Source organism: Microbacterium murale (assembly GCF_014635185.1).
GTDB lineage: Bacteria > Actinomycetota > Actinomycetes > Actinomycetales > Microbacteriaceae > Microbacterium > Microbacterium murale.
Genome location: NZ_BMCM01000006.1, coordinates 87,763 through 105,724 on the forward strand (window position 1 = coordinate 87,763; position 17,962 = coordinate 105,724).

General features: G+C 68.8%; 16 protein-coding genes. 4 read left to right on the forward strand and 12 right to left on the reverse strand.

Translation table 11 applies throughout. The features are described 5' to 3' along the window. Nucleotides 1-2: 2 nt before the first annotated feature. The 10 genes from IEV67_RS16240 to IEV67_RS16285 all read right to left on the reverse strand — a co-directional run bounded on the left by IEV67_RS16240 (nucleotide 3) and on the right by IEV67_RS16285 (nucleotide 9,270). Nucleotides 3-668, reverse strand: a complete 666-nt coding sequence (locus IEV67_RS16240) for a 2-phosphosulfolactate phosphatase (protein WP_188437656.1) — start codon at nucleotides 666-668, stop codon at nucleotides 3-5. A 112-nt stretch (nucleotides 669-780) separates the two neighbouring features. Then, entirely contained in the window at nucleotides 781-2,241 is a 1,461-nt protein-coding gene (locus tag IEV67_RS16245; RefSeq protein WP_188437658.1) for an ABC transporter permease, read from the reverse strand. Continuing rightward, a complete protein-coding gene (locus IEV67_RS16250) occupies nucleotides 2,238-2,999 on the reverse strand; it encodes an ABC transporter ATP-binding protein (RefSeq protein ID WP_188437660.1) in 762 nt (253 codons plus the stop codon). Before IEV67_RS16250 ends, IEV67_RS16245 begins: the two co-directional genes overlap by 4 nt. A 147-nt stretch (nucleotides 3,000-3,146) precedes the next feature. Further along, the gene (locus IEV67_RS16255) at nucleotides 3,147-3,782 is read right to left on the reverse strand and encodes a response regulator (protein WP_188437662.1); all 636 of its coding nucleotides are present in this window, start codon (nucleotides 3,780-3,782) and stop codon (nucleotides 3,147-3,149) included. Further along, nucleotides 3,779-4,981: a sensor histidine kinase gene (locus IEV67_RS16260; protein WP_188437664.1), complete on the reverse strand. Its 1,203-nt coding sequence runs from the start codon at nucleotides 4,979-4,981 to the stop codon at nucleotides 3,779-3,781. Before IEV67_RS16260 ends, IEV67_RS16255 begins: the two co-directional genes overlap by 4 nt. Nucleotides 4,982-5,043: 62 nt before the next feature. Next, the gene (locus tag IEV67_RS16265; RefSeq protein WP_188437666.1) at nucleotides 5,044-5,835 is read right to left on the reverse strand and encodes a class I SAM-dependent methyltransferase; all 792 of its coding nucleotides are present in this window, start codon (nucleotides 5,833-5,835) and stop codon (nucleotides 5,044-5,046) included. 33 nt (nucleotides 5,836-5,868) lie between these two features. Next, a complete protein-coding gene (locus tag IEV67_RS16270) occupies nucleotides 5,869-7,029 on the reverse strand; it encodes an AMP-binding protein (protein WP_188437668.1) in 1,161 nt (386 codons plus the stop codon). Nucleotides 7,030-7,031: 2 nt separating this feature from the next. After that, a complete protein-coding gene (locus tag IEV67_RS16275; protein ID WP_188437670.1) occupies nucleotides 7,032-7,931 on the reverse strand; it encodes a 1,4-dihydroxy-2-naphthoyl-CoA synthase in 900 nt (299 codons plus the stop codon). Nucleotides 7,932-7,940: 9 nt separating this feature from the next. After that, a complete protein-coding gene (locus tag IEV67_RS16280) occupies nucleotides 7,941-8,936 on the reverse strand; it encodes a permease prefix domain 1-containing protein (RefSeq protein WP_188437672.1) in 996 nt (331 codons plus the stop codon). 1 nt (nucleotide 8,937) lies between these two features. Next, nucleotides 8,938-9,270, reverse strand: coding sequence for a PadR family transcriptional regulator (locus tag IEV67_RS16285; RefSeq protein ID WP_188437674.1), 333 nt, complete (start codon nucleotides 9,268-9,270; stop codon nucleotides 8,938-8,940). Nucleotides 9,271-9,347: 77 nt separating this feature from the next. Here IEV67_RS16285 and IEV67_RS16290 point away from each other — a divergent pair, with 77 nt between their 5' ends. Next, nucleotides 9,348-10,364 (forward strand): GNAT family N-acetyltransferase, encoded by a 1,017-nt coding sequence (locus tag IEV67_RS16290; RefSeq protein ID WP_188437676.1) that lies wholly within the window; start codon nucleotides 9,348-9,350, stop codon nucleotides 10,362-10,364. 1 nt (nucleotide 10,365) lies between these two features. Here IEV67_RS16290 and IEV67_RS16295 read toward each other — a convergent pair whose 3' ends face one another. Beyond that, a complete protein-coding gene (locus IEV67_RS16295; protein WP_188437678.1) occupies nucleotides 10,366-11,379 on the reverse strand; it encodes a hydroxyacid dehydrogenase in 1,014 nt (337 codons plus the stop codon). Between the two features lie 78 nt (nucleotides 11,380-11,457). Here IEV67_RS16295 and IEV67_RS16300 point away from each other — a divergent pair, with 78 nt between their 5' ends. Further along, on the forward strand, nucleotides 11,458-12,435 hold the full coding sequence (locus IEV67_RS16300; protein WP_188437680.1) for an o-succinylbenzoate synthase: 978 nt from the start codon (nucleotides 11,458-11,460) through the stop codon (nucleotides 12,433-12,435). Between the two features lie 10 nt (nucleotides 12,436-12,445). On the opposite strand, the gene IEV67_RS16305 is transcribed toward IEV67_RS16300, so the two are convergent. After that, complete coding sequence (locus IEV67_RS16305; protein ID WP_188437682.1) at nucleotides 12,446-13,078, reverse strand: TetR/AcrR family transcriptional regulator; 633 nt, start codon at nucleotides 13,076-13,078, stop codon at nucleotides 12,446-12,448. 115 nt (nucleotides 13,079-13,193) lie between these two features. Here IEV67_RS16305 and IEV67_RS16310 point away from each other — a divergent pair, with 115 nt between their 5' ends. Together IEV67_RS16310 and IEV67_RS16315 are read left to right on the forward strand one after the other, a co-directional pair. Then, nucleotides 13,194-15,986: an efflux RND transporter permease subunit gene (locus IEV67_RS16310; protein WP_188437684.1), complete on the forward strand. Its 2,793-nt coding sequence runs from the start codon at nucleotides 13,194-13,196 to the stop codon at nucleotides 15,984-15,986. Further along, the gene (locus tag IEV67_RS16315; RefSeq protein WP_188437686.1) at nucleotides 15,983-17,947 is read left to right on the forward strand and encodes a YhgE/Pip domain-containing protein; all 1,965 of its coding nucleotides are present in this window, start codon (nucleotides 15,983-15,985) and stop codon (nucleotides 17,945-17,947) included. Before IEV67_RS16310 ends, IEV67_RS16315 begins: the two co-directional genes overlap by 4 nt. Nucleotides 17,948-17,962 lie beyond the last annotated feature (15 nt).

Consider the following 17,962-nt stretch of genomic DNA (forward strand, 5'->3'; position numbering starts at 1 on the left):
GCTCACTCGAACGCGACGAAGACTCCGTCTTTGAGCACGGGCACGACGTCCGTCGCATCCACCTCGGCGGCCGCTGCAGTCTCGGTCGGGACGAGACCCGCCGCTTCGATCCGCCCGGTCGCGGAAACGCCCTCGGCGATCTCCTTGCCGGATCCGGATGCTGTGAGCAGATGCCGCATCGCCCGTCGCAGTCCGCGCGCGGATTCGCAGACGGCCGCGGCATCCGGCGACGTGTGATCGGCGCCCAGATCACTGAGCGCCGCGATGATCGTGCCAGCGCCGAGCTGGTCTTCGACGGCGAAGCGGAGGTCTCCGGCATCCGTCAGTTCGCCCGCCGCGATCACGGCGACCGAAGTGCGCTGCTGTCGGCGGTTCTGCAGTTCGAGCACCGTCCTGGCCACGGCCGAGGCGTTGCGCAGCGAACCGAGGAGCACAGTCGGCTCGCCTCCCGCTGCGGCCGCGGCAACCACGGCTGCGCCGTTGCGGGACCAGCGCTCGGCATCCGTGAGTGCGACCGTGCGGCCGGTGGCCACGGCATCCGTCACTGTCGACGAGAATCGCAGCACGTCGACCACGACGACCACGTCGGCCGGTGCGAGACGCTGCAGGCCCGCGACTCCCCACTCGAAGCGGACCTGGTATGCGGACTGATCGAACGGCTGCGGCATCCCTCCAGCCTACGAGACCCTGCATCGCCGAGACCCCGTGTTACCGCCGAGACCCCATCTGAATCGCGCAAGTACCGCGGGGTCTCGGCAACAAGGTGGGGTCTCAGCGAGCTCAGTCCACGGCGAGCGCCTCGACCGGAGCCACGCGGGTCGCGAGCCGCGTCGGCGTCGCGGCGGCCACGAGGGTCAGCACCGCAGTCGCGACGACGATCACGACCACCGGGATCCACGGCACCGCCGGCGCCACGAGCCCCGCGGTCTCCTCGAAGTGCGGCGGCATCCGCACAGAGCCGAGCAGCGACTGCGCGGCGATCCAGCCGTAGAGCACGCCGAGCGCGAGCCCGGTGGCGGTCGCCGTGATCGTGATGTGCAGCGCCTCGAGCAGGATCATCCGTCGCACCTGAGCATTCGAGAGCCCGATCGCGCGCAGCAGTCCGAGCTCGCGGCGGCGCTGCACCACTCCGATCGTGAGCAGGTTCACCAGCCCCACCGCGGCGATCACCGCCGAGACGCCGACCAGCACCATCATGATGGCGGCGAAGCTGTCCATGATCAGCGCGAACTCCGAGTCGACCTCTCCACCCGCAGCCTTCGCCAGCAGCACCTTGACCGACTCCAGCGCGACCGCGAACATCGTCACCAGAGTCACGCCCATGACGACACCGATCGCCATGCGGCTGGAGCGCTCCGGATACCGCAATGCGTTCTCCGCAGCGAGCCGTGCGGTCGCCGAGCGTCCGAACAGCTTTCCGACCAGACGCAGCAGCGGCGGCATCACCAGCACGGCGCCCAGCGAGATCCCGGTGAACGACAGCAGCCCTCCGAAGAACGCCACGACCACACCCAGCGGCGTCACCAGCCCGATGATCACCCCGAACGCGAGCAGCGCAGCGCCGGCGATGAGCAGCAGCAGCGCTCCGACGTGGCGCGTGGGGCGTCGCGCAGCATCCTCGTGCGAGCGTTCCACCGAGCCTCCGATCGCCTGCAGCGGAGTCACCGCGAGCACGCGTCGTGAGCCGACCCAGGCTGCCGCCCACGTCGTCAGCGCGACCCCGAACGCGGGGATCAGGATCGCCGGCTGCACCAGCGTGAACGAGGGCACCGCGCCCAGCATCCGGTCGGCGACGGCCAGTCCGATCCAGACCATGACGAAACCCGCGACCAGACCGACCAGGGCGCCGAGGGCGCCGACGACCAGCCCCTGGTTCGCGACCTCGACGCGCTGCGAGCGCGCACTCCCACCGATCAGGCGCACCAGCGCGATGTGCCGCGTGCGCCCGGCGATGATCGTCGAGAAGGTGTTGGCCGTGACGATGGCGCCGACGTAGAGCGCGACCCCTATCAGCAGCACAGAAAGCAGCGCGATTACGACGGCGAGCGTTCCGCTGTCTCCGATGTACGGGTCGGCCTGCAGCATCGCGCCGATGTACATCGTCGCCTGGACGAGCACGACGCCGAGCGCCGACGAGAGCGCGGCGACCAGCACGCTGGCTCCCATCCCGCGGTCGCGCAGCCAGGTGAGGCGAGGTCCGGTCGCACTCGTGTCGGAGACGACCGAGGCCACGGCGCTCATGCCGCCACCTCGGCGGCGAGCATGTACGCCGCGATCTGCTCTGCACTCTGACGAGGGTGGTCGGCGACGATGCGGCCGTCGCCGAGGTACAGCACCCGGTCGGCGTGGCTGGCCGCGATCGCGTCGTGCGTGACCATCGCGATTGACTGTCCGTGATCGCGGCTCGCGGTCGAGAGCAGCTGCAGCACCTCGCGTCCGCTGGCGGAATCGAGGTTGCCGGTCGGCTCATCCGCGAACACGAGATCGGGCGCGGTGGCGAGCGCGCGGGCGATCGCCACGCGCTGCTGCTGTCCGCCGGAGAGCTGGTGCGGGCGATGCCGCAGACGTGCGCCGAGGCCGAGCGTCTCGACGAGCCCGTCGATCCGCGCGCGTTCGATCGCGCTGGGCCGGCGTCCGTCGAGTTCGAACGGCAGCAGGATGTTGCCGATCGCATCGAGCGTCGGAACGAGGTTGAACGCCTGGAAGATGAACCCGACGCGGCGTCGCCGCAGGATCGTGAGGTCGAGGTCGCCGAGGCCGGTGATCTCGGTGTCGCCGATCCACGCGCGCCCTTCGGTCGGAGCATCGAGGCCGGCCATGATGTGCATGAGCGTCGACTTGCCCGAGCCGCTAGGTCCCATGATCGCCGTGAACTGCCCACGGCGGATGCCGACGCTGATGTCATCGAGAGCCGTGACGGCGCTCTCACCCGAGCCGTACGACTTCGTCAGGTGCTGCACGCGGGCTGCGAGCCCGAGGTCTGTGGTCGTGATCTCCATACCCACGACGTTACGAACAGCGGATGCTGCGCCGCATCGCCCGTGCGCAGCATCCGCCTACATCGCAAGGATGATCTCGAGACTGCAAGACCACGCCGAGACAGCGGCGAATCGGCGCTGTCGCGGCGTGGTCTTGCGGGTTCGGGGCTAGTTCAGGCCGTGTTCGAACGCGAACACCACGAGCTGCACGCGATCGCGCAGCGCGAGCTTGGTGAGGATGCGGCTGATGTGCGTCTTCACCGTCGCCTCGCTGAGGAACTCCCGCCCGGCGATCTCCGAGTTCGACAGCCCGCGCGCGGCGAGCGCGAAGATCTCCCGCTCGCGATCGGTCAACGACGCGTAAGCCGCCGGCACCGGCTTCGCCGCCTCGGCGAAGTGCGCGAACAGCTCACGCGTGGCGGATGCTGCGATCACGTTCGACCCTGAGTGCACGGTGCGGATCGCGGCGAGCAGAAACTCCGGCTCGGCGTCCTTCAACAGGAATCCGCTTGCCCCCTGCCTGATCGCACGCGCTGCGGCCTCGTCGAGGTCGAACGTCGTGAGCATCACGACCTTCGGCGCATCCGGCGACTTCAGGATCTCGGCTGTCGCGGTCAGGCCGTCCATCACCGGCATCCGGATGTCCATGAGCACGACGTCCGGCCTCGACTGCGCGACGACGGCGAGCGCCTCCTGCCCGTTGCCCGCCTCTGCGACGACGTCCATGTCGGGCTGGGATGACACCAGCATCCGGATGCCGGCGCGGAACAGCGCCTGATCATCGACCAGCAGCACCCGGATCATTCGTGTCCCTCCGACGATTGCGACGCCCCGATGGGCAGTGTCGCATGAACCACGAACTCGTCGCCGGTGCGCTCGGCTGTGAGCGAGCCGCCGACGAGCTGGGCGCGCTCTCGCATGCCGACCAGGCCGTGTCCGCCGGAAGCGCCCACGACGGGAGCGACCGCGATCGCATTTCGCACTTCGACCTCGACCCGATCCGTCAGCCACGCCAGGCGGATGTCGACCACCCCGCCCGCCCCATGCCGGATGGCATTCGTCAGCGCCTCCTGCAGGATGCGGTAGACGGCGAGCTGGATGGCGCCGGGCGGCTCCCCCGGCGGCATCGGATCGACCGTCACCCGCGGCTCGACGCCCGCCTGGCGCACGTGTGCGAACAGCTGCTCCAGGTCGGCGATGGTGGGCTGAGGCCCGTCGCCCTGGCGATGCCGCAGCTGGGTGAGCAGCATCCGCACGTCCGACAACGCGGAGCGCGCGGTCTGCGAGATCGTGCCCAGCGCCTCGACTGCGACCTCTGGCGAGGATGCCGCGGCATAACGCGCGCCATCGGACTGCGCCACGATCACAGCCAACGAGTGCGCGACGACGTCGTGCATGTCGCGGGCGATGCGCACCCGCTCCTGCTCCTCCGCCGTGGCGATCTCGGCCAGCGTCTGCGCTTCACGGCTGGCGCGCCACCGCAGCACCATGCGCCAGCCGAACCCACCCAGCCACGGTGAGCCGAGCGCGAGGATGCACATGAACGCGAGCAGCACGAACGTGGCGACGGTGCTGGAGATTCCGGCCGCGAAGAACTGACCGGTGCTGAAGGCGATGTACGCCGAGGCGATGATGCCGCCGGCGAATGATGAGACCAGGCCCGCCCAGAAAACGCGGGTCGTGCCCCATGCGGCGGTCGCGTACAGCACGCCGAGGATCGCGACATTGATCGGAAGCGGTCCGAGACCGACGGCCATCTGCACGATCGCACCGACCCACGCCGCTGCCAGCGCGATGCCGGGTGCGAGCCTCCCGATCGCGACAGCGCCGAATTGCAGCACTCCAGCGACGACCAGGCCAGCGATGCCGACGGCCTCGGGGACGGTGGTGCTGAGATTCCCCGGCGCGTAGAACGCGAGCGATGTGGGCACGAGGACCGCGAACAGCACGAACGCCCCGACGATGTCGAGGATGAGCGAAGTGCGGGACAGCGGACGGATCACCATCTCACGCTACGCGAGGCGCCGGTGCGTCAGCATCCGTCCAGCGATGTATCCCGAGAACGTCAGGCGCGGCAGAGGATCTCGCCGTGCGGCACGAGGAACCAGCCGTCCTCGGCATCCGACCACGCGCGCCACGCACCGCTGATCCGCTGCAGGTCGGCGGCCGTCGCGAAGCCGTCGTCGACGAGCTGGCGCGCGAGCGCGGATTCGACGATGCGGTCGGCCCACATGCCGCCCCACCACGCGCGCTCGTCCGCCGTCGCGTAGCACCAGGTGGATGCTGTCGCCGTGACATCCTCGAACCCCGCAGCCCGTGCCCATGAGAGCAGGCGCCGACCGGCATCCGGTTCGCCGCCGTTCGCGCGCGCTGCCGCCCGGTACAGGTGCAGCCACTCGTCGAGCCCTGGTGCCAGCGGAAACCAGATGAACCCGGCGTAGTCGGCGTCGCGCGCGGCGACCAGCCCGCCGGGCTTCGTGACGCGGCGCATCGCGCGCAGCGCCTGCACCGGATCGGCGACGTGCTGCAGCACCTGATGGGTGTGCACGATGTCGAAGCTGTCATCGGCGAAACTCAGCGCGTGCACATCCTCCACCGAGAAGTCGATGTTCGAGACGCTCTGCGCCGCCGCGAGCTTCTGCGAGAGCGCGAGTTCGGCCTCGCCGATCTCGGTCGCGGTGACGTGGCCGACGTGCTGCGCGAAATCCATCGTGATCGTCCCCGGCCCTGCGCCGACGTCGAGGAGTCGCGCATCCGCAGTGAGATGCGCACGCAGGTACTCCGCCGAGTTCGCGATCGTGCGATTGCTGTGCGAACGCAGCACCGACTCGTGATGCCCGTGGGTGTATGTGGCCATGGTCTCCCTCTCCGGAGCTCGGCTTCTCGGGACTCAGCGCAGCTCGGCGGCCAGGCGACGGATCGCGTCACGATCGGGTTTGCCGGAGCTCAGTGTCTGGATCTCGTCGACGATGATCATGCGCGCGGGCCGCGCAGGCTTGCCGAGCTCTTCCGCGACCACCTCGCGGGCATGCTCGAGCTGTTCGGATTCGCTGCGTCGGAGCGCCTCCCCGCGCTCGGCGACGATGACGGATGCTTCGCCCCATCGCTCGTCGTCGACACCGACCACGACGGCACTCGTGAGACCCGGGATGCCGCGGACGATGCGCTCGACCCTGTCGAGGGAGATGTTGACGCCGCCCGAGACGATCACGTTGTCGGCGCGGCCGTGCACGCGCACGACACCGTCCTCGACGATGCCGAGGTCACCGGTGCGATACCAGCGGATGCCGTGCTCGTCGCGCACGAACGTGGTCGCGGTGAGGGCCGGGTCACCGAGGTAGCCGTCGGCGAGCATGGGTCCGGCGATGCGCAGTTCACCGTCGACGGTCTTCACCGCGACGGTCTCGAGCGGCACGCCGTCGTACACGCATCCGCCGCTCGTCTCGGTTGAGCCGTACGTGCGCACCAGATGCACGCCGAGCTCGGCGGCGCGCTCCCGCACCGGCTCCGGGAGCGCCTGACCTCCGACGAGGATCGCGGAGTACGCCTGGAGCGCGGCGAGGACAGTCGTGTCGTCGATGGCCGCATCGAGCAGGGTCGCGACCTGCGCCGGCACGAGCGACGTGAACAGCTTCTCGCCGCGGCCGCGCAGCATCGGCAGGGTCGCCTCGGCGAAGCTTCGGGCCGAGAACCCTCCTCTCAGCACCACCGGAGTGGTACCGGAGAGGATCGAGCGCGCCAGCACCTGCAGACCAGCGACGTATCCGGCCGGCAGCGCGAGAAGCCAACTGCCGGAGCCGATGCGCAGTGCGGTCGCTTCGGCTCCGGCGCGCAGAGCCTCCGCGCTCAGTACGACGCGCTTCGGGATGCCGCTGGATCCGGACGTTCCGATCACCACGGCCGTGCCGTCGTCGACGGCCTCCGGCTCATCATCCGAGGCGCCGAGGCCCAGCATCCCGAGTGCCAGTGCGGGGCCGCCGTCGAGCGCTCGAGCAAGATCCTGCTGCAGTTGGGCGGCGTCGTCGGCCGAAGTGGCGATGAGGTGGGTCATCGTCAGAAGTGCCAGGGAAAGGATGTCCAGTCGGGGTCGCGCTTCTCGAGGAACGAGTCGCGACCCTCGACAGCTTCATCGGTGCCGTAGGCCAGGCGGGTCGCCTCGCCCGCGAACACCTGCTGACCGACGAGCCCGTCATCGACCGCATTGAAGGCGAACTTCAGCATGCGGATCGCGGTGGGCGACTTCGTCAGCACGGTGCGCGCCATCTTCAGCGCCTCGCGCTCGAGCTCGGCGTGCGGCACGACCCGGTTCACGGCGCCCATCTCATAGGCGCGCTGCGCCGAGTACTCCTCGGCGAGGAAGAACACCTCGCGGGCGAACTTCTGCCCGGTCTGGCGGGCCATGTACGCCGAGCCGTAACCGGCGTCGAAGCTGCCGACATCGGCATCCGTCTGCTTGAACTTCCCGTGCTCCGCACTCGCGACGGTCAGGTCGCACACCACATGCAGCGAATGCCCGCCGCCGGCCGCCCACCCTGGGACGACGGCGATGACGACCTTGGGCATGAAGCGGATCAGCCGCTGCACCTCGAGGATGTGCAGGCGCCCAGCGCGGGCCGGGTCGGCCACAGCCGTCTCGTCGTCGGAGTACTTGTACCCATCCCGACCACGGATGCGCTGATCGCCGCCGGAGCAGAACGCCCAGCCGCCGTCCTTCGCGCTCGGCCCGTTGCCGGTGAGCAGCACGGCGCCGATCTTCGGATCCTGGCGGGCGATGTCGAGCGCCCGGTACAGCTCGTCGACCGTGTGCGGGCGGAACGCATTGCGCACCTCCGGCCGGTTGAAGGCGATGCGGGCGACGCCGCCGTCGTTCGTGACGTGCGCGGTGATGTCGGTGTAATCCTCGGCGCCGGGCGCCAGCACCCATTCAGCAGGATCGAACAGCTCGGAGACCATGAGCCAAGCCTATGCCTGGCGCCGGGCGCGACGCGTCTTGAGCCACCCGTCGATGATGTCCCACGCGGGGAACAGCACGAGGCAGAATCCGGTGAGGACCGCGAGGATGCGGAAGACACCGCCCTGTTCCGCCGCTCCGGCGTCGCCGCGTGCGAGACCCTCGCCACCCGCGCTGACGACGAAGTCGAGGAACGCGGGGTTCACCAGTTCGCCTCGCACCAGCAGCGTCAGCGACCAGATCGCGAACGCCACGGCGAGCGCGGTGTTGATCCAGGCGAACAGGGCGTTCCAGCGCCCGTGCGCGTAGATCGCGACGGCCAGCAGCACCTCGGCGATGATGAGCGCGAACAGGATCGTGATCCCCCACGGCCACAGACCAGGGTTCAGCACCGGGATGGGGTCGCCTCCGGTCGGGAAGAATCCGACGAAGCGGTCCCAGAAGATCGCGCCGACGCCGATCACGAGGAATCCGAGCGAAGCGATGAGGTCTGCCCGTCCGACGCCGTTGACCGTCGGCATCGGCAGCTGGTCGACGTCCCACCCCACGCCGGTGTCTGCTCCGGTGCGCTCCAGCACGAAGAAGACGAGCGTGGTCCAGAAGACGAGGTGCACGACGACGCTGATAGTGACGGCGACGACCTGGCCGATCACCTCTCCGACGCTCGCACCGTTCAGAACCTGAGCCAGCGCCACGCCGAAGGCAGCGAAGGGCGGGACGATCCACAGCAGCAGCTTGAGCAGTCGCCACCAGGTGAGGTAGTAACGCGGACCGATCAGGTGCAGTGGGCGGTCGGCGTAGCTGGCGGCGAGGATGCCCGGGTCGCCGAGCTCTGTCAGCACGGCGCGCTCGGCGGATTCTCTCGGCTCGCCCTGCTCGAGCCTGGCCTCGATGGCGTCGTCGATGGATGCGGCGAGCTCGGCCTTGACATCGTCTTGGGCGGCCGGCGTGATGCTCCGCACCGTCGCGGCGATGTACCGCTCGGTGAGTGTTGCTGTCTCAGTCATGTCAGTTCTCCTGGTCTGTGAGCGTGGCGATCGCGGCGGTGAGCGCGAGCCAGTCCTGAGTGAGGGTGTCGGCGAGCCGGATGCCGGCGTCCGAGGTGCGGTAGAACTTGCGAGGCCGTGCCTCTTCTGTGTTCCACTCGCTCGTGAGGTACTCCTGCTTCTCCAGTCGGCGAAGCAGCGGGTACAGCGTGTTCGCGTCGGTGGCGAAGCCGCGGCGCTCGAGCTCCTCGAGCAGGCCGTAGCCGTATCCCGGAGTGCGCAGCAGCTGCAGGCATGCGAGCACCACGGTGCCGCGCCGCAGTTCCTGCAGGTGCGTATCAAGCGTCTCGTTCATGTCGACTACATTACTGTGTGCCGCACACTATAGTCAATGACGCATTGATGGGCGATTGATCGGGTTACGGTTGCAGGATGCTCGAACTCATCCGGATCGACCCGTTCGACAACCGCGAGGTGAACCTCTGGTGGGACATCTACGCCGCCGCCGAACGCGCGGACCGCGGCGCCGACACCGCGGTGTGGACGCGCGACGAATCCCGGCACGAGTTGCAGCACGACACTGCGGCGATCGATCGCCGCGCGTACCTTGCCCGGATCGACGGCGACGTCGTCGCGGGCGCCCGCCTCGCGCTCCCGTTGCGTGACAACGTGCGGGTCGCGACGCTCGGCGTGCACGTCGCACCGGAACTGCGGCGCCAGGGCATCGGCACGGCAGTGCTCGCGGCACTCGAGGCGGAAGCGCGAAGTGCGGATCGCAGCATCCTGAAGGCGAGCGCGTCATGGCCGTGCAGTGCGGGCGACGACGGCGCCGGGGTTCCGGGGCGCGAGTTCGCTCGACGCCACGGCTACGCGCTGGCACTCGGCGATGTGCAGAGTCGACTGTCGCTCCCCGTCGCAGCAGCGCATCTCGACGCGCTCGGCGCCGAGGCATCCGCTCGCTCCCAGGATTTCTCGCTGCGCTCGTGGATCGGCAGCGTTCCCCAGGTGCTGGTCGACGGATGGGCCGAGCTCGACGCCGCCGTAGACACAGAGGCGCCGGTCGGCGACCTCGAGATCGAGCGCGCCACGGTGGACACCGGTGAGATCCGCAACAGCGAGACGCTGATCGCCCAGCAGAATCGACGCAGTTTCGGAACCGTCGCATGCGACAGCAACGGCCTCGTGGTCGCCTTCACGCAGTTGGTCGTGTCGGGCGATGACGGGAACGCCTACCAGTGGGGCACGCTCGTGCGTCGCGAGTCCCGCGGCAACCGACTGGGCATGGCCGTCAAGATCGCGAATCTGCGAATGCTGCTGGAGCACGCCTCAGACGTACGAGCGGTGTACACGTACAACGCCGGCGTCAACGAGCACATGCTGGCCATCAACACCCGACTCGGCTTCGCGCCCTCCGAGCTCATGGCCGAGCTGCAGAAGCGCGTCGGCTGAGTCAGGCCGTCGCGGCCAGTGCCTGACGAGTGACGACGTGCTCGTTCGGCAGGCCCGCCGCGAACAGCTCGACCTCGCGTACGGCGGAGCCGCCCATGTGAGCGAGCTCGTTGCCCAACGATCCTGCGATGTGCGGCGTGACGATGACGTTGGGCAGGTCGTAGAGCGGGTCGCCGGCGGGCAGAGGCTCTGGGTCGGTGACATCCAGTACGGCGGAGATGCGCCCGCTCACCAGCTCACGGCGCAACGCGTCGTGGTCGACGAGTGCCCCACGGGCGGTGTTGATGAAGGTCGCCCCGGTCTTCATCGCTCGCAACTGTTCGGAACCGATCATCCCGATCGTGGCGGGCAGCACCGGCGCGTGCAGCGTGACGACGGCGCTGCGCCGCATCAGCTCGTCGAGGGGCACGAGCTCGACGCCGAGCGACTCCGCATCCGCGACGGAGAGGGTCGGGTCGGCCAGCAGCACGCGGAACGAGAAGGCTCGCAGCAGCGTGAGGAGCCGTCGGCCGACCAGCGAGGCGCCGATGACGCCGACCGTCGCGCCGTGGTTGCCGATGTCGCGCGGCACGTCGTCGCTGGTGAAGTCGGACTGTCTGCGGCGGAGCGCGTGTGCGGACTCGAAGGTCTTCTTCCCCGCGAGCAGGATGAACGCGAGCGTGTATTCCGCAACCGGGATGGCATTCGCCGCAGCCGCCGTCGTGACGATGACCCCGCGATCCCACACCGATTCATCCAGGTGAGGTTTGACCGTGCCGGCGGCGTGGGCGATCAGCCGCAGCTGCGGTGACAGGGCGAGCACCTCGGCGGTGACCCGTGGCGATCCCCACCCCGTGATCAGCACATCGATCTCGGCCAGTACGTCCCGCGCGCGATCGGATGCGAACTCGGTGAGCGGGTCGTCCGCGACCACATCGGCGACCGATGCGAGGCGTGCGCGAGCATCGTCGTCCAGGAGCTGTGAGAGAAGGGACGCATGCTCCATGGCGAAGGCGACGCGCGGCCGGGAATTCATACTGGATCTCCCTCGATCGATACCAACATACGCGAGGCGCAGTGCCGCCCCGAGCACCGGGAAGGGCATGATGGTGACATGACCCCGTCGCTCGCAGAGCTGCTCGACACGGCCCGTGTGGTCGCCCTCCCCATGACGACGCGCTTCCGCGGCGTCGATGTGCGCGAAGCGCTGCTGTTCGAGGGCCCCGAGGGGTGGGCCGAGTTCTCGCCGTTCGTCGAGTATGCGGATGCCGAGGCATCCGTCTGGCTGGGCGCGGCGATCGACTACGCATGGAACGCGCAGCCGGCCGCGCTGCGACAGTCGATCGGCGTGAACGCGACGGTGCCGGCCGTCGCCGCCGCCGAGGTCGCCGGCGTGCTGGCACGATTCCCCGGATGCCGGACGGCGAAGATCAAGGTCGCCGACCCCGGCCAGTCGGTGAGCGATGACGTCGCCAGAGTGCGCGCAGTGCGCGACGTGCTGGGGCCGGAGGGGCGCGTGCGCATCGACGCCAACGGCGCGTGGAACGTGGATGAGGCAGAGCACGCGATCCACGCACTCGCGGAGTTCGATCTCGAGTACGCCGAGCAGCCCTGTGCCACCGTCGACGAGCTTGCAGAACTGCGCACACGCGTGAAGTACATGGGCATTCCGATCGCCGCCGACGAGAGCATCCGCAAGGCCGAGGATCCTCTCGCCGTCGCCCGCGCAGGTGCCGCGGATCTCATCGTGATCAAAGCGCAGCCGCTTGGCGGCCTCACGCGCGCGCTGCAGATCGTCGTCGCGGCAGGTCTTCCGGCCGTCGTCTCCAGCGCACTCGACACCGCCGTCGGACTTTCACAGGGCGCGGCTCTGGCCGCCGCTCTCCCCCACCTCGACTACGACTGCGGACTCGGCACCGGCGCGCTGTTCGTCGAGGACGTCGCCGACCTCTCACCGTCGGACGGCGCGATTCCCGTCGGCCGCGTCACCCCTGACTCGGCGCGGCTCGACCGGCTCGCGGCATCCGCCGAGCGTCGCGATTGGTGGCTGGGCCGCCTCGAACGCTGCCACGCACTGCTCGCCGCGGAGTGATGACGCCCGCTCAGCCGGCGGCCGGGGCGATGAGCAGATCGACGAGCTGGCCGAGCGCCTCGGCGCCAGCGCGGTGCAGCTTCTCGCCGTCCCAGCCCGACACCGCCGCGCGCGCCATGCAGCCCTCCCACTGGACCATGAGCATCTGCGCAGCGGTGGGCACGTCGATCCGCAGCGCGAAAAGACCCGAATCGACGATGCCCTGGATGATCTCTTCGATGCTCGCGGTCATCGCCCGATCCTGCGCGAGATAGGCCTTCCCGAAACCCTCATCGCGCAGCGCGCGGATGCGGATCTCGCTCATCATGAGCACGCTCAGCCGATCGTCCAGGCCGGAGTCCATGACCTTCTGCACCAGCTCGATGGGGTCGGCATCGCCGTTCAGCACGCCGGCGGCGACGAACTCCTCGATGCGCCCGCGCACAGACGCCAGACGCTGCTCGGCCACGGTCGAGGCGAGCTCGAGGAACAGTTCGTCCTTGGAGTCGAAGTTCGAGTAGAAGGCACCGCGGGTGAACCCGGCGCGCTCGCAGATCGCCTCGACACTGGCGCCCTCGAGTCCGACCTCGGCGAACACCTGCGCGGCAGCATCCATCAGTCGCGCTCGTGTGTTCTCGCGCCGCTTCGTCACGGGGATCGTCATGGTCTCACTTTCACATCCTGCGCACAGTTTCGCACGTTCGACTCACCGTAGGATACACAGGTGTATCGGATACATCTCTGTATCCATTCTGCCGTCCGCCGTCCCGGAGGAATCTGTGTCCACTCTCCTGTCGTCACTCGGACGCTGGTCGTTCCGTCACCCGTGGCGAGTTCTCGTCGCCTGGCTCATCGTCCTCGGCGTCGCCGGCGGCGGCGCGCTCGTGCTCAACCAGGGCACCGACAATTCGTTCAGCATCCCCGGCACGGAATCGCAGGACGGCCTCGAGCAGCTCTCGCGCTCGTTCCCCCAGGTCAGCGGCACGAATGCGCAGTTCATCGTGGTCGCCGCGGACGGCGATTCGATCACGGATGACGAGTATCGGGAACCGATCGCGGATGCCGTGGACGAGCTGGGCGACCTCGACGGAGTCCTCGCGGTCACCTCCCCCTACGACGAGATGATCGAGGGGATGATCAACGAGGACGAGACCGCGGCGATCGTCCAACTGCAGTTCGACGGTCAGGCCACCGATGTCTCGGCCGAGACGAAGGACGCGCTGACCGCAGACGTCGATGCGCTCGCGGGTGAGCTGCCGGACGGCTCGCAGACCAAGCTCGGCGGAGACCTGTTCGCCATCTCGATCCCCGGGGTCACCCTCACCGAAGCGGTCGGCGTCGTCATCGCACTGCTGGTGCTCATCGTCACGTTCCGCTCATTCGTCGTCGCCGGACTGCCGCTGCTGACCGCCATGCTCGGTGTGGGCATCTCGATGTGCGGCATCTTCGCCGCGACTGCCTTCGCTTCGGTCTCATCGACGACGCCGCTGCTCGCCCTGATGCTCGGACTCGCGGTCGGCATCGACTACGCGCTGTTCATCATGGCCAGACACCAGGATCAGGTGCGAGACGGCGTCGATCCCGAGGAATCGGCCGCGCGCGCGGTCGGCACCGCGGGCTCGGCGGTCGTGTTCGCCGGCATCACCGTGCTGATCGCGCTGATCGGTCTCGGCTTCGCCGGCATCCCGTTCCTCACGACCATGGGCATCGCGGCATCCGTCGCGGTCGCGGTCGCCGTCGCGATCGCCGTGACGTTGACTCCGGCAGTGCTCGGCTTCCTGAAGGGCCGCATCGTCGGCCGGCCGAAGAAGGAGCGCCCCGCGAAAAAGGGCAAGAAGCCCCGCCGCGGATTCAGCGACCGCTGGGTCGGCGGAGTGACGAAGCATCCGATCCTCACTGCTCTCGCCGTCGTCATCGGCCTCGGCGTCGTCGCCGTCCCCGCCCTCAGCCTCAACCTCGCGCTGCCCAACGCCGGCGTGCTCGCCCCCGACGATGAGGGCCGGCAGAGCTACGATCTCGTCGCGGACGAGTTCGGTGCCGGATTCAACGGCCCTCTCATCATCACCGGCACGATCGTGACCTCCACCGATCCGCTCACGCTGATGGAAGATCTCGGAGATGCCGTCGCCGAGATCGACGGCGTGAAGGAGGTCGCCCTCGCCGTCCCGAACGAGACAGCGGACACCGGAATCGTGCAGGTGATCCCCGAGACCGCGCCGGACGACCCGGCGACCAGTGACCTCGTGCGTGAGCTGCGCTCGCATCACGACGAGTGGCTCGATGAGTTCGGCATCGACGTCAAGGTGACCGGCTTCACCGCTGTCGCGATCGACATCTCCGACCAGCTCGGAAACGCGCTGCTGCCATTCGGCATCTTCGTGATCGGGCTGTCGCTCATCCTGCTGACGATCGTGTTCCGCTCGCTCTGGGTGCCCATCACCGCCGCCCTCGGGTACCTGCTGTCGATCGTCGCGGCGTTCGGCGTCGTCGGCGCGGTGTTCGAGTGGGGCTGGTTCGCCGATCTGCTGCATGTCGCGAAGGTCGGTCCGATCATCAGCTTCATGCCGATCATCCTCATGGGTGTGCTGTTCGGACTCGCGATGGACTACCAGGTGTTCCTGGTCTCCCGCATGCGCGAGGACTTCGTGCACGACCCGGACGGTCGCTCACCCGATAGAAGCGTGCGTCGTGCGGCAGCACTGCGCGCCGTGCGCAGCGGATTCACGGGCTCTGCGAAGGTCGTGACCGCTGCCGGACTCATCATGTTCGCGGTGTTCGTGGCGTTCGTGCCAGAGGGCGACTCTTCGCTCAAGCCGATCGCTCTCGGCCTCGCTGCCGGCATCGCGATCGACGCGTTCCTGGTGCGGATGACGCTGATCCCCGCGCTCATGGCGATCCTCGGCGAGCGTGCCTGGGAGATCCCGGCGTGGCTGGAGAAGATCCTGCCTAGCGTAGACATCGAGGGCGAGGCCGTCGAGCGCGAGCGGCATCTTCTCTCCTGGCCGGGCGATAACTCGATCGTCGCGGCGGACGATCTCGTGCTGAGCGCTGATGCGCCGATCCTCGAGGGCGTGACCCTGCGGGTCGCTCCCGGCGCGGCGGTGATCGCCACAGGTCTCGACGGCCGTGTACGGCGTGCACTCGCGCTGGCGATCGCCGGCAGGCTGACACCGGATGCCGGGAGGCTCCGCGTCGCAGGACATCTGCTGCCCGGCCGGGCGGCCTGGGTGCGAAATCACGTCGGCTGCGTGCTGGTCGACGATGCGGATGCTGCGCTCATCGACCTTCGCGAAGCTCTGCGCGGCGCCCCCACTCTCGTCGTGATCGATGGCATCGACCGCTTCACCGGCGGCCAGCGCGATCAGGCGACGGCGATGCTGCAGGATGCCGCGGCTGCAGCCGCGGCGCGAGTGGAAGCGGGAACCTCGCGTCCGCTCGCGGTCTTCGCGACAGCATCCGATCCCAGCCTCGCACGCACGATCCTCGCGGAGGCCGCCTGGCCCGCCGCGCCCGTCGTCGATCTTCGCCCTTCCGTCGACGCCCCCACCGACATCACCGAGGTGAACGCATGACCCTCTCGATCGAGCGCGCCCGCTCGCGCAAACCCATCACCTGGCTGACGATCCTCGGCATCCTGCTGCTGCCGGCTGCGGTCGGCGGCATCCTGGTCGCGGCGTTGCAGAATCCGACCGAGCGGCTGGACACCATGACCGCCGCCATCGTGAACCTCGACGAGCCCGTCACGATCGACGACCAGTACACGCCCCTTGGGCGCCAGCTGGCGTCCGGGCTCGTGGAGGGCTCGGACGAGCTCGACTCGAACCTCTCGTGGGTCATCTCCAACGAGGAGGACGCCGCCGAGGGGCTCGCCGACGGCAGCTACCAGGCGGTCATCACGATCCCCGCGGAGTTCTCGGCAGCGGCCACCTCTTCTGGACAGGCGATCTCCGACGGTGGCGGCACCGCTGAGCAGGCGACGATCGAGGTCACCACGCCGGACGACGGACTCGTGGCCGACGACCTCATCACACAGCAGATCGCGTCCGTCGCGACGTCCACCATGGGAACGATGCTGTCTGAGGCGACCATGGAGAACGTGCTGGTCGGATTCACGACGATCGGCGACCAGATCGGCGAAGCCGCGACCGGTGCGCAGGAGCTGGCGACCGGTGCACGAAGCGCCGCGGATGGTGCAGCCGCCCTTCCGGACGGTGCGACGAAACTCGCGGATGGCGCATCGCAACTCGGCACCGGTGCGTCGGAGCTCGCAGGTGGGCTCGGCACGATCGCAACTGGCACGCAGGATGCGGCCAACGGCGCCTCGGCGCTCGGTTCGGGACTGACGTCTGGGGCGGCGGCGCTGGAGCAGAACGGTCTCGTGCCAGCGGAATTGTTCACCGCCGCGAACGGCGCCCAGCAGGCGACGGCTGGAGTCAAGAGCGGAGTCGACGACCTGACGACCGGACTCAACGCACTCCTCGCAGCATGCGTCGGCCGCGAGACGACTGACCCTGTGTGCGTGGGGCTCGCTGAGATGGCCGCAGGTATGCCTCAGCTGCAGGAAGGCGCGAATGGCGCAGCGCAGGCGGCCGCAGGCACCGCATCGGGCCTCGGCGCTTTCAACACCGAGGCATCCGCTACTATCGCCGGGCAGCTGCGCACCGCCGGAGACGGAGCTCTTTCTCTCGCTGACGGTCTCTATCAACTTGCGGATGGCACCGACCAGTCCGCTGCCGGTGCCAATTCGCTGAGTACCGGGGCCGTGGCTCTGAGCGACGGGGCGACACAGCTCTCCGATGGTGCGGCCGAGCTCGCCACCGGAGTCGACAAGCTCGCCACAGGAACAGGTGATCTCGCCGGCGGCCTGAAGACGGCATCCGAGTCGCTCCCCTCGTTCGACGATCAGGAATCGTCGTCGCTCGCATCTGTCATCGCCGATCCGGTGTCGTCGAACTCGTCGATGAACACGATCTTCGGTCCGACCGCGATTCCGCTGCTCGCGGCGGTGGTGCTCTGGTTCGGCGGCCTGGCGTCGTTCATCGTCATGCGCGCCCACACCGCGCGCACGCTGACCTCGCGGCGCTCTTCGGCAGGGTTGGCGCTACGGGCGTTCGCTCCGGCAGCCGCGATCGGCGCAGGGCAGGGCCTGCTCGTCGCACTCATCGTGCAGTTCGTGGCGTCGTACGACGCAGCCGCGTGGTGGGCATTCGCAGGCACCGCGGTCGTGGCGGGTATCGCATTCGCCGCTGTCAACCAAGCGCTCGTCGCGCTGTTCGGCGGGATCGGACGCTGGGTGAGCGCCCTCATCGGCGTCGTCGCCGTCGCGACCGGACTGATCTCGACCGTGCCAGGGTGGCTCGCGTCGATCGGTCAGGCGTTGCCGACGGCTCCCGCGTTCACAGGCCTGATCGCAGCGAACGGCAGCGCGCTGGCGAGCCTCGTGGTGTGGGGCGTGCTGTCGCTCATCGCGACGACGCTGATCGTGGCCGTCCGCCGGACGACGTCGGCGAAGGCCGTGCTCGCTGGCGCCTGACGCTCCTTGGAAGGA

What these genes read in the sequence shown, in the direction of transcription:
- IEV67_RS16275 (WP_188437670.1), bottom strand. Translation starts at nt 7,931, where the DNA reads ATGGTCTCCGAGCTGTTCGATCCTGCTGAATGGGTGCTGGCGCCCGGC.
- IEV67_RS16265 (WP_188437666.1), bottom strand. Translation starts at nt 5,835, where the DNA reads ATGGCCACATACACCCACGGGCATCACGAGTCGGTGCTGCGTTCGCAC.
- IEV67_RS16315 (WP_188437686.1), top strand. Translation starts at nt 15,983, where the DNA reads ATGACCCTCTCGATCGAGCGCGCCCGCTCGCGCAAACCCATCACCTGG.
- IEV67_RS16295 (WP_188437678.1), bottom strand. Translation starts at nt 11,379, where the DNA reads ATGAATTCCCGGCCGCGCGTCGCCTTCGCCATGGAGCATGCGTCCCTT.
- IEV67_RS16280 (WP_188437672.1), bottom strand. Translation starts at nt 8,936, where the DNA reads ATGACTGAGACAGCAACACTCACCGAGCGGTACATCGCCGCGACGGTG.
- IEV67_RS16300 (WP_188437680.1), top strand. Translation starts at nt 11,458, where the DNA reads ATGACCCCGTCGCTCGCAGAGCTGCTCGACACGGCCCGTGTGGTCGCC.
- IEV67_RS16250 (WP_188437660.1), bottom strand. Translation starts at nt 2,999, where the DNA reads ATGGAGATCACGACCACAGACCTCGGGCTCGCAGCCCGCGTGCAGCAC.
- IEV67_RS16285 (WP_188437674.1), bottom strand. Translation starts at nt 9,270, where the DNA reads ATGAACGAGACGCTTGATACGCACCTGCAGGAACTGCGGCGCGGCACC.
- IEV67_RS16290 (WP_188437676.1), top strand. Translation starts at nt 9,348, where the DNA reads ATGCTCGAACTCATCCGGATCGACCCGTTCGACAACCGCGAGGTGAAC.
- IEV67_RS16240 (WP_188437656.1), bottom strand. Translation starts at nt 668, where the DNA reads ATGCCGCAGCCGTTCGATCAGTCCGCATACCAGGTCCGCTTCGAGTGG.
- IEV67_RS16270 (WP_188437668.1), bottom strand. Translation starts at nt 7,029, where the DNA reads ATGACCCACCTCATCGCCACTTCGGCCGACGACGCCGCCCAACTGCAG.
- IEV67_RS16255 (WP_188437662.1), bottom strand. Translation starts at nt 3,782, where the DNA reads ATGATCCGGGTGCTGCTGGTCGATGATCAGGCGCTGTTCCGCGCCGGC.
- IEV67_RS16245 (WP_188437658.1), bottom strand. Translation starts at nt 2,241, where the DNA reads ATGAGCGCCGTGGCCTCGGTCGTCTCCGACACGAGTGCGACCGGACCT.
- IEV67_RS16305 (WP_188437682.1), bottom strand. Translation starts at nt 13,078, where the DNA reads ATGACGATCCCCGTGACGAAGCGGCGCGAGAACACACGAGCGCGACTG.